19 protein-coding genes are annotated in these 16,691 nt (G+C 37.5%); 13 read left to right on the top strand and 6 right to left on the bottom strand.

All coding sequences use genetic code 11. The features are described 5' to 3' along the window. Positions 1–315: 315 nt before the first annotated feature. Both NSS76_RS06035 and NSS76_RS06040 read right to left on the bottom strand, forming a co-directional pair. Positions 316–1,257, bottom strand: coding sequence for an acetyl-CoA carboxylase carboxyltransferase subunit alpha (locus tag NSS76_RS06035; RefSeq protein WP_341081291.1), 942 nt, complete (start codon positions 1,255–1,257; stop codon positions 316–318). Positions 1,258–1,285: 28 nt separating this feature from the next. Further along, the gene (locus NSS76_RS06040) at positions 1,286–1,732 is read right to left on the bottom strand and encodes a MarR family winged helix-turn-helix transcriptional regulator (protein ID WP_024424990.1); all 447 of its coding nucleotides are present in this window, start codon (positions 1,730–1,732) and stop codon (positions 1,286–1,288) included. A gap of 448 nt (positions 1,733–2,180) precedes the next feature. On the opposite strand from NSS76_RS06040, the gene hag reads away from it, so the two are divergent. The 5 genes from hag (at position 2,181) to NSS76_RS06065 (ending at position 6,368) form a co-directional block, all read left to right on the top strand. Then, on the top strand, positions 2,181–3,152 hold the full coding sequence (gene hag / locus NSS76_RS06045) for a flagellin Hag (protein WP_024424988.1): 972 nt from the start codon (positions 2,181–2,183) through the stop codon (positions 3,150–3,152). A gap of 258 nt (positions 3,153–3,410) precedes the next feature. Then, positions 3,411–3,734, top strand: coding sequence for a SunI/YnzG family protein (locus NSS76_RS06050; RefSeq protein ID WP_024424987.1), 324 nt, complete (start codon positions 3,411–3,413; stop codon positions 3,732–3,734). A gap of 255 nt (positions 3,735–3,989) precedes the next feature. After that, positions 3,990–4,646, top strand: coding sequence for a type A chloramphenicol O-acetyltransferase (catA, locus tag NSS76_RS06055; protein WP_024424986.1), 657 nt, complete (start codon positions 3,990–3,992; stop codon positions 4,644–4,646). Between the two features lie 249 nt (positions 4,647–4,895). Beyond that, positions 4,896–5,195, top strand: coding sequence for a contact-dependent growth inhibition system immunity protein (locus tag NSS76_RS06060; RefSeq protein ID WP_024424985.1), 300 nt, complete (start codon positions 4,896–4,898; stop codon positions 5,193–5,195). Positions 5,196–5,540: 345 nt separating this feature from the next. Then, positions 5,541–6,368: an SMI1/KNR4 family protein gene (locus NSS76_RS06065; RefSeq protein WP_341081296.1), complete on the top strand. Its 828-nt coding sequence runs from the start codon at positions 5,541–5,543 to the stop codon at positions 6,366–6,368. A gap of 32 nt (positions 6,369–6,400) precedes the next feature. On the opposite strand, the gene NSS76_RS06070 is transcribed toward NSS76_RS06065, so the two are convergent. Further along, a complete protein-coding gene (locus NSS76_RS06070) occupies positions 6,401–6,649 on the bottom strand; it encodes a DUF2651 family protein (protein WP_024424983.1) in 249 nt (82 codons plus the stop codon). A 577-nt stretch (positions 6,650–7,226) separates the two neighbouring features. Between NSS76_RS06070 and NSS76_RS06075 the strand changes: the two genes are divergently transcribed. Continuing rightward, the gene (locus NSS76_RS06075) at positions 7,227–8,123 is read left to right on the top strand and encodes a macrolide 2'-phosphotransferase (protein ID WP_103132074.1); all 897 of its coding nucleotides are present in this window, start codon (positions 7,227–7,229) and stop codon (positions 8,121–8,123) included. A gap of 201 nt (positions 8,124–8,324) precedes the next feature. After that, positions 8,325–8,849, top strand: a complete 525-nt coding sequence (locus NSS76_RS06080; protein WP_103132073.1) for a DinB family protein — start codon at positions 8,325–8,327, stop codon at positions 8,847–8,849. A 4-nt stretch (positions 8,850–8,853) separates the two neighbouring features. On the opposite strand, the gene NSS76_RS06085 is transcribed toward NSS76_RS06080, so the two are convergent. Both NSS76_RS06085 and NSS76_RS06090 read right to left on the bottom strand, forming a co-directional pair. After that, complete coding sequence (locus NSS76_RS06085; protein ID WP_341081301.1) at positions 8,854–9,417, bottom strand: GNAT family N-acetyltransferase; 564 nt, start codon at positions 9,415–9,417, stop codon at positions 8,854–8,856. A gap of 16 nt (positions 9,418–9,433) precedes the next feature. Beyond that, entirely contained in the window at positions 9,434–10,324 is an 891-nt protein-coding gene (locus NSS76_RS06090) for a LysR family transcriptional regulator (RefSeq protein WP_024424977.1), read from the bottom strand. A gap of 127 nt (positions 10,325–10,451) precedes the next feature. Here NSS76_RS06090 and NSS76_RS06095 point away from each other — a divergent pair, with 127 nt between their 5' ends. The 4 genes from NSS76_RS06095 to NSS76_RS06110 all read left to right on the top strand — a co-directional run bounded on the left by NSS76_RS06095 (position 10,452) and on the right by NSS76_RS06110 (position 14,153). Next, entirely contained in the window at positions 10,452–11,609 is a 1,158-nt protein-coding gene (locus NSS76_RS06095) for an MFS transporter (protein WP_024424976.1), read from the top strand. Positions 11,610–11,650: 41 nt separating this feature from the next. Then, positions 11,651–12,070, top strand: a complete 420-nt coding sequence (locus NSS76_RS06100) for a GNAT family N-acetyltransferase (protein WP_024424975.1) — start codon at positions 11,651–11,653, stop codon at positions 12,068–12,070. Between the two features lie 129 nt (positions 12,071–12,199). After that, positions 12,200–13,333, top strand: coding sequence for a Rap family tetratricopeptide repeat protein (locus NSS76_RS06105; RefSeq protein WP_087977362.1), 1,134 nt, complete (start codon positions 12,200–12,202; stop codon positions 13,331–13,333). 370 nt (positions 13,334–13,703) lie between these two features. Continuing rightward, positions 13,704–14,153 (top strand): GyrI-like domain-containing protein, encoded by a 450-nt coding sequence (locus NSS76_RS06110; RefSeq protein ID WP_198456789.1) that lies wholly within the window; start codon positions 13,704–13,706, stop codon positions 14,151–14,153. A 46-nt stretch (positions 14,154–14,199) separates the two neighbouring features. Here NSS76_RS06110 and NSS76_RS06115 read toward each other — a convergent pair whose 3' ends face one another. Next, a complete protein-coding gene (locus tag NSS76_RS06115; RefSeq protein WP_341082666.1) occupies positions 14,200–14,556 on the bottom strand; it encodes a YunG family protein in 357 nt (118 codons plus the stop codon). 143 nt (positions 14,557–14,699) lie between these two features. Between NSS76_RS06115 and NSS76_RS06120 the strand changes: the two genes are divergently transcribed. Then, positions 14,700–15,311 carry a hypothetical protein gene (locus tag NSS76_RS06120; RefSeq protein WP_044334595.1) on the top strand — a complete coding sequence of 204 codons (612 nt, stop codon included), beginning with the start codon at positions 14,700–14,702 and terminating at the stop codon, positions 15,309–15,311. A gap of 171 nt (positions 15,312–15,482) precedes the next feature. Continuing rightward, positions 15,483–16,664: an alanine racemase gene (gene alr, locus NSS76_RS06125; RefSeq protein WP_034621719.1), complete on the top strand. Its 1,182-nt coding sequence runs from the start codon at positions 15,483–15,485 to the stop codon at positions 16,662–16,664. Positions 16,665–16,691: the final 27 nt, after the last annotated feature.

The following is a 16,691-nucleotide window of genomic DNA, read 5'->3' on the forward strand; positions in this document are numbered from 1 at the left end:
TTGTAATTGAAGAATCATTAATGTCGTTTAAACGTGCCCAATGCGATGGCATCTTGACTTATTTTGCTTTAGATATGGCTCGGCGACTGAGAGATGGAGAATCTCAAAACATATGGGAAAAATGAAAACAGACCATGCATGGTCTGTTTTTTTATGAAGACGATTTGAGGACATTCAGAAAAAGTATTGATGGAAGAAAATCCTTTTTCATACTGATTTCACACCTTTTAATAGTATCAGCATATTTACTTTAAGAGGTTACTTACAAATTATTTAGAATTTTTTGTAAAAATTCTCCTAAATGTAATATAAACTTTACATATTTTCTATTTGTCTATACTTTTCATATCGCTGTTGTATAAGCTCTTTTGAGGATAATGGTATCAATTTTTTTAGAGATGATTCGATCACAGATTCAATCATTTTTGCCTGTGATTTTATATCATTTTGTGCTCCACCTTTCATTTCAGGGATGATTTCATCAATCATTCCTAACTGTTTTAAATCTTTTGCTGAAATTTTCATATGTTCAGCAGCTTCTGGAGCATACTTAGCGTCCTTCCATAGGATAGATGCTGCTCCTTCTGGCGAAATGACCGAGTACCATGAATACTCTAACATATGGATATGGTTACCGACGCTAATGCCAAGAGCTCCACCACTTGATGCCTCTCCAATTACAATACAAACAATTGGCACTTTAAGCGTAGCCATTTCCAATAGATTTCGAGCTATCGCTTCAGAAATTCCACGTTCTTCAGACCCTTTTCCTGGATAGGCGCCTATTGTATCAATAAATGTAATAATAGGGCGATTAAATTTATCAGCTTGTTTCATAAGCCTTAGCGCTTTTCTATAACCTTCTGGATGAGCCATTCCAAAATTTCTCTCTATATTTTCCTTTGTACTTCTACCTCTTTGATGACCTATAACCGTAACGGGCATTCCTTTAAATTTTGCAATACCACCTATCATTGCTTGATCATCACCATATAATCGATCACCATGAAGTTCGAAAAAATTTGTAAACAATAAAGGTATATAATCCAATGTCGTGGGCCGGTTACGTAGCCTTGCAATTTGAACTCGTTGAAAAGCTGTAAGATTAGAATAAATTTCATCTTGCATTTTATTTAAACGTTTTTCTAATAAATGAATTTCTGACGATAAATCTACATTATTTTCTTTCATCATTTTCTTTAATTCATCAAATTTCTCTTTTAGTTCAATAATAGGACGTTCAAAATCCAAACTCATTTTATCCTCCAAAGGTTATGACCTCACTCTAATCAAAAGACTTAGAAATAGAATCAATAAATAATTCAAAACCATCCACAACAATTTTTTGTTCTGATTCTGATAAATTATTGAGGATGCGTTGATAAAATGTAAGGGATTGTTCTCTTAAGCGATTAACAGTAATGTGACCTTTTTCTGTGAGGTGCAGAAAAAGTTCTCTTCTATTTTTTTCATTTACTTCACGATAAACAAGTCCCTTTTTTACTAACTTATCTACCAATCTACTTACAGTTGAAGTCTCTAATCTAAGTTTATTGGATAGTTGCCAAACAGTTAATTTTTCCATCTCTAGTTCCTCTAACGCCATCATTTGAGAAGTTGGTAGAGGTTTTTCAAATGGTCCATTCGGCAAATTTTGAGATTCGAAAACCCCAGTTAATATAATCATTTTCTTAATATCTGTTCTTAGTTTTAAGGCATCTTCTCTTTTCAAAAGGTCAACCTCCTACAATTCATGCATCATACATCAATTGTATTATACATCAATTTGGTTTTTTCACAAGCTTAACATAAGCCAATGTGACAACATGGACGAGATATTTCTTCTTGTTAAATGTGTCTAATTTGTGAATTTAACAAATTCCACAAACTAAAATATATGGAAGTTCAGTCTATAGTAGGTAACATAATACTCATTGTTATGGCGGGTATCTAGTCTCGTAAAAGTGACAAGACTAATCATTTTGAATGAATAGAAGGAGGTTTCATGATTATTGCCATAACTGATGTTACATACGGTAGTAAAGTTAGAGAGCCAAAAGGTGCTCTGCGTTACTACTATACACATGCCTTAGAAATCAAAAAATTCTAAGGAAGAGCTTCTCATCCAAATGGACTTTACAGATAAGCTCTCTAAAAAAATTACACGGAGGTAATAGGAAATGAGAATTAACCACAATATCGCAGCACTTAACACATTAAACCGTTTGTCTGCAAACAACGGTGCGAGCCAAAAGAACATGGAGAAACTTTCTTCTGGTCTTAAAATCAACCGTGCAGGAGATGACGCAGCAGGTCTAGCAATCTCTGAAAAAATGCGTGGGCAAATCCGCGGATTAGAAATGGCATCTAAAAACGCACAAGATGGTATCTCTCTTATCCAAACAGCTGAAGGTGCATTGACTGAAACTCACTCCATCCTTCAACGTGTTCGTGAACTAGTCGTTCAAGCTGGAAATACTGGTACACAGCAAGGTGAAGACTTAGCTGCAATTAAAGATGAGATCACAGCGCTTGTTGAAGAGGTCGATGGTATTTCTAATCGTACTGAGTTTAACGGAAAAAAATTATTAAATGGTACGTTTAATGGAGTAGGTACACCTGGCACACCAGCAACTCCGCCGACAGATCCAGATGATCCAAGTACAGGTACACCTGCAGTCCCAGCAACTCCTGGTGATGCTTTAGTATTCCAAATTGGTGCAAATGCTACACAACAAATTAAAGTCAACATTCAAGATATGAGCGCTGCTGCTTTAGGCGTTACAGACAACGATGGTGCAGTTGAGACAGGTAAGTCTGTTAAAGATATCGATGTATCTAAATTTGAAACAATTGCAGCTGATGACGATGGTGGATTTGATGATCAGTTAGCAATCGTTGATGGGGCTATTAAACAAGTTTCTGCACAGCGTGCTAAACTTGGTGCAGTCCAAAACCGTCTAGAACACACAATCAACAACCTTGGTGCTTCTTCTGAAAACTTAACGGCTGCTGAGTCTCGTATTCGTGACGTTGACATGGCAAAAGAAATGAGTGAGTTCACGAAGAACAACATTCTTTCTCAAGCTTCTCAAGCTATGCTTGCACAAGCGAATCAACAGCCACAAAACGTACTTCAATTATTACGTTAATAAATCAAAAGCCCCTTTATATAGGGGCTTTTTTTGTTAGTCTTTATTGGTTCGATGCCTCATTTTATTGATCGTTCTAAAAGATGCTTCAACGCCAATAAATACGACAAAGAATATTACTATCCAACTGACCAACCTTCATAGAACATGCCTTACTAGGGTGAATTAAAACATATATAATACTTCTATTAAAGTTGTTGGTTTTAAAAAGTAAAAAACATGGTAAAATTAGATAAAAGTATAAAAAAGAGTGATTCTATGGAATATGTAATTATGTTAATCTTTTTATTAGCACTTTTCTTTATTTTTACTGTTTTCCTAAAAACCCGTTACAGTTTTGGTGAAAAATACTTAGTCTTAAAATTTGGTTTATCTAAAACAGAAATACCAATTGATCAAATCGTTAGTATTAAAGAGTCGGACAAGTATGGAATTGCAGATAATATTGATTATAGAATTGGTGCTCCATATGGTCAACCAGATAGAATCGTTATTGAAACTATGAATAAGCGTTTTCTAGTTTTTTTAAATGAAGGTCATCATTTTCTTCAAAATTATAAAAAAGCTAGTGCTAGAATATAAGATAAGTACTTTCTACGATAGAAGGTGCTTTTTTATTCGAGTTCCTCTTCTTTAAATATACTAATAGAATGAATATTTCAATACTTCAGCCAGCTCACTTATGAAGAGTTGCTGCAGGGTTTATCGTAGGCAAAACTCATGGTAGACTTTGAATGGACAGAAACATGACAAATCACTTGAAAGGATGATTGTGGTGGTGAAAACAGATAAAGTCTCCTCCTGAATTCATGAAATTACATTCAGGAGGAGATAAAAATGTTTAAACAAATAGATAATTATCCGAGAAAAGAACACTTCCATCATTATACGAAGGTAACCCGATGCTCATATAGCCTGGTGATCGATCTAGACATCACGAAATTGCATGCAATATTAAAAGAAAAAAATCTAAAAGTATATCCTGTGCAAATTTATTTGTTAGCAAGGGCTGTGCAAAAAATACCGGAGTTTCGGATGGATCTAGTGAACGATGAACTTGGTCACTGGGATCTTCTAAATCCTAGTTATACGATTCTAAATAAAGAAACAAAGACATTTTCAAGTATTTGGACGCCTTATGACGAAAACTTTGCTCAGTTTTATAAAAGCTGTGTAGCTGATATTGAAGCTTATAGCGAAAGTAACAAACTATTTCCGAAACCTCATATGCCAGAAAATATGTTCAATATTTCAAGCCTGCCTTGGATTGATTTTACTTCTTTTAACCTTAATGTATCTACAGATGAAACTTATTTACTGCCGATATTTACGTTAGGCAAATTTAAGGTGGAAGAAGGAAAAATCATCTTGCCAGTCGCCATTCAAGTACATCATGCTGTTTGTGACGGCTTTCATGTCGGTCAATATGTGGAATATTTGAAGTGGCTGATAGAACATTGTGAAGAGTGGTTAAACGAGTCATTGTATACTTAATTTTCAAAAGGTGAAAAAGGCAGACTTTTGCAGAGTCTGCTTTTTCTGTCGTGAGAAGAAATGTGTAACATCACGTTATGTTACTCTATTAAAATATAAGGGTGATGGAGAGGTAATTGGCAGAAAGTGTTTCGAGAAATTCAGAAGTAGTCGAGAATGTTACAAATGCGAAAATTATATTGAAAAAAGATGAGAATGGGGGTTTTATTTTAACGGGATACCCTGTTAAATAGAAAGAAGGATGATAAAATGAATGAGAGTTACAGTTATTTAGAAGAGTTAGAAGATTTTTTAGGTGGCACATTTCATCAGGATATCGATTCCCCAGAAGAAGCGATTGATGAGTTTATTCATGAAGCTAGTAAAGAATGTCTGCTGTCTACTATAAAGGATTGTCAGGATTTTTTGAATAGTACTTTAACAATACAGGAAAAAGAAAACTTTATCGATAATAATGCAGAAATCTATTTTCCGGCGATCTCATTAAACCCTTTACAGTGGTTTAATAAAATAATAGAGGAAATGAAAGAAGCAGTGAAGATGAAGTAACAAAATGAACCTTGATTGACTAATGCCTTTCAAGGTTTTTTTGTGTCTATTGGTCAACAAACTGAGAAAAAGAAGATCTTTTTCTACGTGGATCATCGCATGATATAGATAAACAAATCGAACGTGAATATTTTGTCCAGAAGGAATAACCTGAGGATGCTGGCATTGAGCACTTTAAGTGCCTTGTACTTAGCTGGTACTCCAGTCAGATCTTTTTTATATCTACTGATAAATTCTTTATTGGAGGAAGGGATTGAACAGGTTTGTAATTTGAGGTTTTAAAATGGTAAATGATTAGTTGGTCAATGTTATACTAACCTCAATAGATATAGGGAGGCATCCACTTTGAAATCATTCTGGGAGAAAGAAGAAGAGAGTCCTTTCACGTTAGAAAAGATAGATGAGGAAAAAATTCGTGAAGCAGAGGGAAGACTTGGTGTCGCTTTACCTGATACATATAAAAAGCTCATCTTAGAATGGAATGGTGGCTTTACAGTTCGTAATGCGTTTCCAACGGAACAACCGAATTCATGGGCTGAGGATCATGTTCAATTTGACCATCTAAGAGGAATCGCCAAAGATGATGGCATCATGAATAGTTCCCAGTTAAGTGATGAATTGGAGCTGCCGGAGGGACTTGTGATCATCAGCGGAGAGGAAGATACATGGATCGCAATGGATTATCGAAAAACGAAGGAACACCCGCCTATTCACTATTTTGATTTAGAAATGGGAGTCGATTTTAAGCTGGCGGATACTTTCGATGATTTTATTGAGCAGTTATATACAGCTGAAGATGTGATGGTCGAGGTAGTAGAGATTGATGATGAATCTTCTGAATTATATATAAGTAGAGAAGAGCTTGAACAAATTTTTGAAAGACAAGACCTTCGTCAGCAGAATCTTTTTAAAATGGCACATTATCCGATGGAAGACATTGAAGAGATTGAATGGTTTTTCGATCGTATGAAACAATGCATCAAACAGATAAAAGATCAAAATGTCTTGTACGAAGCAGCCACGACTGTTCACTCCATTCTTTTGTTAAATCCTGATATGCCAAGGAATGACCGTATCAATAAAGAGCTGCAAGAAATAGCGGAGTTTCTAGAAGATAGTGGAGAGTCTCTTACCACTCTTTTAGGAGAAGACATTCATCCAGTGAAAGAATAAAAGCCCCTCAAAAGGGCTTTTAAAAATGTAGTTTAAGATCTCTTTTTATTTAAAGTTTTCATGATGAATAATGCTATATATGAAGCAATGAATGAGCCTAAAGTGTAAACAACTGACCACCCTAAGAAAGAGACATTAAAAAGTGTAAATGTCAGGATGAGCAAAATGATAAAGCTCACAACTGGCATGAAATAAACTTTTTGTACAAACAATGTGACGATAAAAGAAGCGATGATTATACTTACTGGAAGCAAGCCGAATACGAATTCTAAATGAGTCATATCAATTCTCCCTTTAAATGACTTAGCTACATTTGATTTGTTCTAATTGCCACTCATACACTCATAATTCATAGTACATCGGGTTTTTGAGTTTAATGGAATCAATAACCATATCTTAACACAAGTAAATACATTTATTATATTAAATGTAATCAATAGGATGTTGGATGATTTTAAATCCTTCTTTTCGTAGTCTTATTGAAAGTCATATTTAAATAAAGTATAGTAACTTTATATGACAAAGAGGAGGATGGTTAAAGATGATGCATGCAGGAAGATTACGCCAGCAAACTTTGAACAATCAGTAATTTCATATGTACAAAGGCTCTGTTTTCATCAAACGGAGTAAACGGGGTAGTCTGCACATTTTTAATGATCTTCAGCGGGAAAGTATGCAATTTCACTAGAAGACAGGCAGATAATTGTTCTGTCTTTTTTGTATGTTTTTATAATACAAAGAAAGGCATAAGTCTAGCTTTGTTTACTCTGACCACATAAAGTAGCCTTTTGTGGTTTTTTGTGATGATATTAATGATGCCTATTGATCATGATTAAATGAGCAATTGGAGGAATGAATATGAATAGACTAGAATTAAAGCAGTTAGCCAATCATCACGGATTAGATATTTCAGAGAATACCGTCAAAATAAATGAATCAGGTGTTGATTTCCGTGTCGCACATGTCAAAGATTTTCATGGTGATCAATGGATATTAAGAGTGCCTCGCAGACCTGAATCAATGAAACATACTTTACAAGAAAAAAAGACATTAGATCATATGAGTAAGCAGGTTCAATTTCAGGTCCCTCAGTGGTCTATCTTTACAGAAAGTCTGATTGCTTATAAACAATTAGAGGGGGTACCGGCGGCTAGTATTGATGTGGAGAAGCAATCGTATGTGTGGAGTTTTGACCAAACGAATGTACCGCACGCCTATTACGAATCATTAGGAAGAGTTCTAGCGAATGTACATTCCTTAGATCAACAGCCTTTTAAAACAATCGGTGTGGAGATGCTCAGTGCTCATGAATTAAGAGGATCAATGAAACAGCGAATGGAACGTGTCAAATCGCAATACACCATTAACAGCGATTTATGGGAGCGCTGGCAAGATTGGCTAGCTAAAGATTCTTTATGGCCGCCTTTCGTGGGAGTGAAGCATGGAGATTTGCATCCTGGCCACATTCTGATTGATGAAAATCAATGTGTGACGGGTGTGATTGATTGGTCTGAAGTGGGGATTGGTGATGTATCTGTAGACTTTTTGTCGCATCAGCTTCTCTTTGGGAAAGAAGGGTTAACAAAACTTATCCATGCGTATGAAAAAGCAGGCGGGAGAACTTGGCCAGGAATGGATGAACATATAATAGAACTTCTGACGACAAGTGCGATCACTGTGGCCGAGTACGCACAGAGATCAGGATTGAAAGATATGCATGAAACTGCAGCGTACATGTTGGCAAACGAGAGCTAATCAATCAGAACGAATCCAAAAAAAGCCCCTGAAAAGGGCTTTTTTTAATCTAATTCATGAAAAAAATGTTTGAGTTGATCGATCAAATGATCCATAGTCAAAGAAAATAAAAGGCATAAGCACCTTTATCTGTCTTGAGGTATGAGTTACAATCTATCCAAAATCCATTAGAATAAAGAAAATGGATAAAGGAGCAACCACATGAATTTCAATTTAAATGAAGCTTTGGATATGTTGAGTCGAACTCCTCACACGTTAGAAAGTCTTTTGTCGGGTTTATCGAAGGATTGGCTTCACAGCCGGGAAGGGGAGGGAACGTGGAATCCAGTTGAAGTCATTGAACATTTGATTGAAGCAGAGAAATTCAATTGGATTCCTCGATTAAATGTGATTCTTGCTGATGGAGAGAATACACCATTTCCTGCGTTTGACCGCTACTCCCATTTGAACCAATCTGAAAGACAGATAGAACAAGCACTTTCTGAGTTTCATCATGTGCGGATGGAGAATGTGGCATACATTCAGCGTATGACACATTCAGGCCTTGATTTAGAGAAAAAGGGCGTTCATCCGGAGTTTGGGGTCGTGCAAGTGAGCGAATTACTTTCTGCGTGGGTTGTCCATGACTTCACACATATGTCCCAGATTGTTCGGGTCATGGCGGAACGATATCGAGCCGATGTGGGTCCATGGAGCGCTTATTTAGGAATTTTGAATAGGAAATAAATGTTTAATGACGCTTAGCGGCCCACTCAGATTGAAGCATGGCATATTGATATTCATCAACCCAATGTCCCTTAGACATATAATTTTGCAGCAAATGTCCTTCGCGTCTCATGTCTAAACGTTCCAGCACTCGAATGGATTTTTCGTTGCGCACATCGGTAAAGGCAATGATTTTATGTTTGTTTAGTGTTATAAAAATATATTCGAAAATTGCACTCAGAGCTTCATGAATATAGCCCATTCCTTGGTATTCAGGCGCGAGTGTAAAACCTATTTCAACAATTCTTGGCTCACTGTCAAGCGTATGGATGGCGCAATCTCCTATCAGCTGATTGGACTCAGATAAGGCAATAGCGTATTGAAACCATGTCCCCGGTTGATTAGGTTTTTGTGCCATTTGATGTTGAACAAATGATTCAGCATCTTCGTATGTGTAGTTTTCCCAGGATTGAAATTTTGCTATAGAAGGATTTGCTCGATATTGATAAAATGCTTCAATATCCTGTCTATCGAATTGGCGAATAACAACTCGGTTTGTTCTTGTAAATATGCTGTTTGCATTCTTCATGTGTTAACCTCACTTTTTAATTTGTTCTTGATTTGAAAAAGTCTATCAGCCATTCAGATAGCTGCTGTTGTGCTTTGCTGACAAATCGATCTGCATAATAAATTAATTCCAAGTGCCGGACAGGTGCTGGCTCAGCAATAGGAATCGAAACAATATTGGGCCACGTCGAATGTTGTTTTAGTAATCCTCTTGGCTGAATGGTTGCGCCGATTCCCGCTTCAACCAGCTGCAATAGCGAAGATGCAGACCCAACCTCCATGGCAGTGTCCAGTTCAACACCCTGTTCTTTACATACGTCATCTACTAAATCCCTTCCAAGATATCCCTTCGGATACATGACCAACGCATGCTGAGTCAGCTCTTCTAAAGTCACTTCACTCTTTTGGGCGAAATCACTTTCTGAATGAACAAATAATTCGTAGGGCTCACTACCAAGTGGAATTTGAACGAGACGCTTATCCGCAGGCCCTTGAAGTCCGATGCCGAGATCTACTTTATGTGAAAGGACTTCGTCACGAACGAAGATATTTGAATATGCCTTCAGATTGGTTTCGGGGTAAAGTGTTTTAAATTCTACAAAAAGTGGCACCAGCTGAAAATCAAGATCGGAGGGGAGTACTGCGAGACGAACGGTTCCTCGTTTTTCTGATAATAGTTCTTTCATCGCATTTTTTGCATCTCTTTCAGCTTGAAGCATTTTCATGCCATATTGATAAAGCAGCGAACCAGCTTCGGTAGCAACGACTTTTTTGCCGATTCGATCAAAGAGCGGCATCCCAACTTCTGCTTCAAGCAGTCGAATTTGCTGGCTAAGTGTAGGTTGTGATATGCCTAGCTGCTCAGCAGCTTTTGTAAAATGCAAATGATTGAATACAGCCATAAAATAGGTAATATGCCGGGTATCCATTTGTCTTCCTTTCGTAAATGATAGTTTTCTCCTATCATCATAATACGAATTATTGTATTGATCAATGAATGCAGCAGATTTATACTCAAAGTAACCTTAACAAGATGAGAGAGAAAGAAGGGTATTGATGAAAAAAATATATTATTTAGCCGCTTTATTTTTAGCGGCATTAAACTTACGTCCGATCATTACTTCCGTAGCTTCCATGATGAGCATGATCCAATCAGAGCTTGGCGTAAACGCACTGACAGCAAGTCTTTTGACCACTTTGCCTGTTCTTTGTATGGGAATATTTGCTCCTGTTGCGACGATACTCAGCCGGCGGTTTGGTTTAGAGAGAACGCTGTTTTTCTCGATTCTTCTTATCACGATTGCCACCGCACTGCGTGGTACAAGCCAATCGGTTGCTATCCTGCTCATGACTGCTTTTGCAGGAGGTGTAGGGATTAGCTTCGCGGGTCCTTTATTGTCTAGTTTTATTAAAAAATATTTCCCGAGAAATCCTGGTATCGTCAGTGTGTATTCAATTTCGATGACGATAGGTGCAGCGCTCGCATCCGGCTTCACCATTCCAATTTATCTGCGTAGCCAGCATCATCTTCCATTTGCGTTGTCCTGCTGGGCTATTCTAGGAGTGATTGCACTTATTCTATGGGTCGGTTTAGTTCGCAAAAATGAGCAGAGTGATCATGTAACTTTGCCGTTAAAATTGCCGTTGAGAAACAAAAAGGCCATACAATTCACCTTGTTCTTTGGCTTTATGTCCAGTATGTTTTATTCTTTGACGGCATGGATTTCACCGATTGCTCTTAGTTTCGGAAACAGTCCGCAATATGCTGCCATGCTCTTGACCATATTTACACTCATTCAGATTCCGGTGGCACTACTCGTTCCAGCGGTCGTTACTCGATTAGGAAAACCGAAATTATTTCTCATCTTATGCAGTTTGTCTGAACTCATTGGTCTTATCTTTCTTCTTCTGCCAATGCCGATCTTGCCAGCCGTCATTTTCCTAGGTATGGGTGCAGGTGGATTATTTCCTTTAGCGCTTATGCTTCCGATTATGGAGACGAGCACTCCGGAGGAAGCCGGAACATGGTCCGCGATGTCGCAGATGGGCGGGTACATCGTGGGTGGATTCGGTCCGTTTTTCATTGGCTTGGTTTTCGATCTAAGCGGACATTTTTATGCTTCCATTGTGGCAATGCTTGTCATCGTCTCGTTAATGATTGGCGTTCAGTTATCAATGAAACTTGGTAGAAAAGCAGGAGAAGTGTCGAGTTAAATAATGCTGCTTCACATTTCAATAAAAACGGGGGAATTCTATTGCTCATTCGAGAAGCAAAAACGATCGATTATCCACAATTAAGGCAAATTTATTTAGAATCACGGCGCCAGAGCTTTCACTGGCTCAATCCAGAAGAACTCAATCTGCAAGATTTTGATCAAGATACGCAGGAAGAGCAAATTTTCTTAGCTGAGGAGAACAATAAAATCCTTGGATTCATTTCTCTATATGTACCAGATCGTTTTATTCATCTCTTGTTTGTACATCCTGAAGCTGCTGGTCAAGGGGCTGGCGATCTGCTGCTCAAACAAGCGATAAAAGTTTTGGGAACACCGGTCACCCTCAAATGTGTCTCCGAAAATCACAAAGCTTTATCTTTTTATCAAAAAAGAGGCTGGAAGGCTGTTGTAGAAGAAGGAGAACCTGGGGCGGAATACTGGGTGCTTATTTATGAATAGAAGTCTTTTTATCTTATCATTCACAGGGCCCTTTATAGGGCTTTTTTGCGGTTTCTTTTCGGTGTCGAATGGTTCATAAAATGATAATATATGTCATTATAGGGAAAATAGAGGAAGGGGTAGGGGCTGATGGAGAAAGTGCTTTCTTCTCACGTCGGTTTGAAAATCAATGAATGGTATTATCATATTCAAAGATTTAACGTACCGGACGCCGAAGCATATAAAGAGGAAATCAAATCAATGCTTGATCATATGGAAGAAAATCAAGATTTATTATTGTATTTCTCACTCATGGAGTTCAGACATAAATTAATGCTTGATTACTTGAATCCTTTAGAAAATGGGAAAGAGCGGGCTAACTTCAAGGAGCTCGCAATGAAGATCAAAAGGGACCAAGAGAAATTAACAGGATTACTCGAGTATTACTTCAATTTTTTCTACGGCATGTATGAATTTGAAAACTATGAATACCTAAATGCGATTACCTTCTATAAACGGGCAGAAAAAAAGCTGTCTCTTGTCAGTGACGATATTGAACGGGCCGAGTTCAATTACAAGATGGCTGAAATCTATTACCACATGAAACAAACCCACATGTCTATGCACCATATCGCACAGGCGATACAATGTTATCGAGAAAAAGATACATACACTGTAAGAGAAATACAATGTTCTTTTGTGATCGGATTAAACTATATAGATATGGGCTGCCCCGAAAAAGCAATACCCCATTTTCAACACGCACTAGAAAAAGCCGCCGACAATTCAACAAAACGATTAAAAGGATCAGCACTCTATAATTTAGGGTTGAGTTATTTTCATAACAATAATCTTTCAATGGCAATTAAATATTTTAATGAATCTATTCATTCGTTTAAAGAACAGGGATATGAGCATTTAAACAAAATCCTTGATCCGCTGGTCATGTTGACAAAATCATACTTTAAAGATAATCAGAGTGATTTAGGTTTATATGCATTAAACTATGGGATCGAGTTAGCTGAAAAATTAAAGGATGATATTTTTATAAATACATTCATTATGTTGAAATCACTATATATAGATAACAATGTGAATCGTATAACAGAGTCAATGGCTTATTTGGAATCAAAGTCTTTTTTTGCAAATCTTGAAGATTTAGCGAAAGATGCAGCGAAGCATTATAATAAAGCAGGAGATATAGAACGCTCAAACGAATTTTACGAGAAGATTCTATATTTCCAACACCAAATTAAAAGGGGAGACTGTCTTTATGAAATTTAAGTCAGTAGCAACCGTATTTATAATTGTCAGTGTGTTAGGTGCTTTTAGCTATGTTTCGTCAAACGATATCCATAATGAAGCCCAAAGAGGACATACATCTAGTATCGGTTATTTTGCTTAAACTAAAAGAGCCTTTTTAATGGCTTTTTTGGTTTTCAATGTGCTAAGCCTTCAAAAAATGAATCGTAATAGAAAGGGAGCGGCCGTTGTCCGTTCTTTTTTGTTTTAAAGATTCAAATCTTGAAAAATATGTATTTTTCATCATACATTACATTATTTTTAATATCCTACTGCATTATATTTTAAAGGATGTTACCGTTGTTTGTAAGGAATGATTGGCCAGTGTTCCAATACGAGTTGGAGGGAAATCATGAATGACAAAATTGAAATGTTAACGAATATGAAAATGGTGTATATGAGAAATATCGGATCATATGGCAGCAAAGAGAATTTTGAGATGATGAAGAGATTTAAAAAATGGATTAAGCAACATCATTTAAATGATGAATTAAAGGAATATGGTATATATGGTGTTCCTCAAGATGATCCTGGAAAAATTCCATCAGAAAAATGCAGATACGACCTCATGCTTATGACAAATAGAGATTTCACAAAAGATCAAATGGTTCAGACTGGTCATTTTGAAGGAGGAACGTATGCTGTGTTTACGGTGACACATACAACTGAAACAGTGAATTTGTTTTGGAGACAATTGCCTCAAATGATCCAAAACAATCAATTGAACATGCGTCAGGTACCTATTATAGAGCGATATAGAGAAGAAGAAGGCATGTGTGAGTTCTTACTACCTATCTTTTAAACACTTTATTGAACTTCAATGAAAACAGACCTCTTATGGTCTGTTTTCATGAATATGATATGTTTAAATATTCTACGACTCTTTCTTTTAAATATCGATATTGATCCTCATTCGTATCTTGAAATGCTTCTTCTCGATTTGAAGGTACATCCATATAAACGATTTCCTCCGAGAATTGTGAAGAAGTAAAGTCGATTCTTTTTCCATTCACTACGTTGTAAAAGTGCCATCCGTTGGGTAATGCGGTTTTGTTTATTTTTCCGCCTAAAAGATCATGGACGACTAAAGAAGTGACACCGCATTGTCCATTGGCCGGGTTTTCTTTACTCCATTTTGAACTAGATTGAGAGGACCAGGCTTTAAAAAGAGCATCAATGATTTCGTCTGTCGTGTAGAGGTTCATCATAAAAATCCTTTCTATTTAAAAAGTGAAATGAATGTAGTATCTGTTTAGTCTATAGTAGATTTTTTTTCAATCAAAATCCAGATGCTATACTATGGCTAAACCAATATAACAATGAAGATTCATGACAGGAGGAGCTCGGTGTGGTATTCATCATAGGTATTGTAATCGCTTATATTGTTGCTATTTTAGGCTTTACTGTTTTTGTAGATGTAGGGAATGGGTTGGGGACGGCTCTCAGCATCATCGGGGGAATGGTCATTTTATTCATAGCTGGTAGATTGCAAAGACAAAAAGAAAAGAATGATCCAAACATATTATTAGATAAAATGATGATGCTTTTTCAAGAAGACGGTTTTCAGGCATCAACATATATCTTTTCACAAAATGTTGATAAAGGTTTTGCGATTGATGATGAGCGAAAGGTAATGCGCTTTATTACACATCAACCTGGCGGCTCATCTCGAAAATTCAGGTTTGAAGTCACTGAGCTTTCCTTGAAAGAGTTGAAACAAGTTGACATGTTAGAAGATGGTGTGCCGATTGAACAATCTGTTGAGAGTGATAATAATGAAGAGATCTCGACACTTGAATTGAGATTAACTATGAATGATCAGGAATCATCAACGATCACGCTCACCTTTCTGGCATTTGATGTCCCTGTTCGTAAGAGCACTGCCGAATATTTGACTGAACGAGAAAATCTGAAGGAGATTTATCATGAAATTGATTCAATGATGAAATCTGCGGTTTAATAAATGACTGTTCATAAAGAAGAAATCACCATTTGAGGTGGTTTCTTTTTTATGTCCATCAAGACAAAAGCTGGTTCAATCATTGCGGTTGAATGTTTTTCTCAAAAATGAATAAAGATAGACTAGACACGAAAACGAACATTGATATCGAAATGACTGGAGGAAACATACATGCAAAAGCTTTGCAGGGAAGTCTGGATCGAGGTCAATCTTGACGCGATTAAAAGAAATATCGAAGCCATTCAAGCGCATATTCCAAGGAAAAGCAAGATCATGGCTGTGGTAAAGGCGAATGCTTATGGACACGGTTCAGTTGAAGTAGCGCGGCAGGCACTAGAAAGCGGTGCGACAGAGCTTGCGGTTGCCAGCTTGGAAGAAGGCATTGTATTGCGGAGAGCAAAAATTGAAGCACCGATTCTGGTCCTTGGATTTACCCCGCTCGACTGTGTGAAAAGGGCTGCAGCCTGGAGAATTGACCTATCCGGCCTTCGAGAAGACTGGATTGTTCAAGCAAATGAGATCTTAGCGGAAGAAGAAAGTCAGCATCGCCTTGGGATTCATGTCAATGTTGACACAGGGATGGGACGATTAGGTGTACGGACAAAGGAAGAGCTGTTAGAGGTGGTGGAGGCGCTTGAAAAGAGTGAAAACCTGAGGTGGGATGGAATATTTACGCATTTCTCCACTGCGGATGAGCCTGACCCTGATTTCACACTGCTGCAGCACAGCATTTTTATTGATTTTCTTCGTTTCTTAAAAAAACAAGGCATTACTTTGCCCACGGTACATATGAACAATACAGCGGCTGCCATCGCATTTCCTGAATTTAGCGCAGATATGATACGGCTAGGCATCGGACTTTATGGACTGTATCCTTCGCAATACATTGAGAGTTTAGATGCTGTTCAGCTAGAGCCCGCTCTCAGTTTAAAAGCAAGGATTGCATTCGTGAAGGAAATGGTGACAAAGCCAAGGACCGTCAGCTATGGGGCAACCTATGTAGCAAAACCTGATGAAGTGATAGCAACCATACCAATCGGTTATGCAGATGGGTACTCACGAGCATTATCCAATCGAGGATTTATGCTTTTCCGTGGAAAACGAATGCCGATTGCTGGCCGCGTCACCATGGATATGACGATGATCAGTTTAGGAGAAATGAAAGCAAAGCAAGGCGAGGAAGTCGTTATTTACGGCCGTCAAAAGGGTGGAGAAATTTCTGTCGATGAAATCGCCGAAATGCTCAATACAATCAACTACGAAGTCATCGCCACCTTAAGCCGCCGCGTCCCAAGATTTTACCGTCGAGGCGGGAAGATTATTAAAATATCGACACCGGTGATGTATGTGTGAGGGTAAATAACAGGTGCAATTTGAGGA

Origin of the sequence: Bacillus sp. FSL R5-0654, from assembly GCF_038008745.1 — a bacterium.
Classification (GTDB): Bacteria; Bacillota; Bacilli; order Bacillales; family Bacillaceae; genus Bacillus; species Bacillus safensis.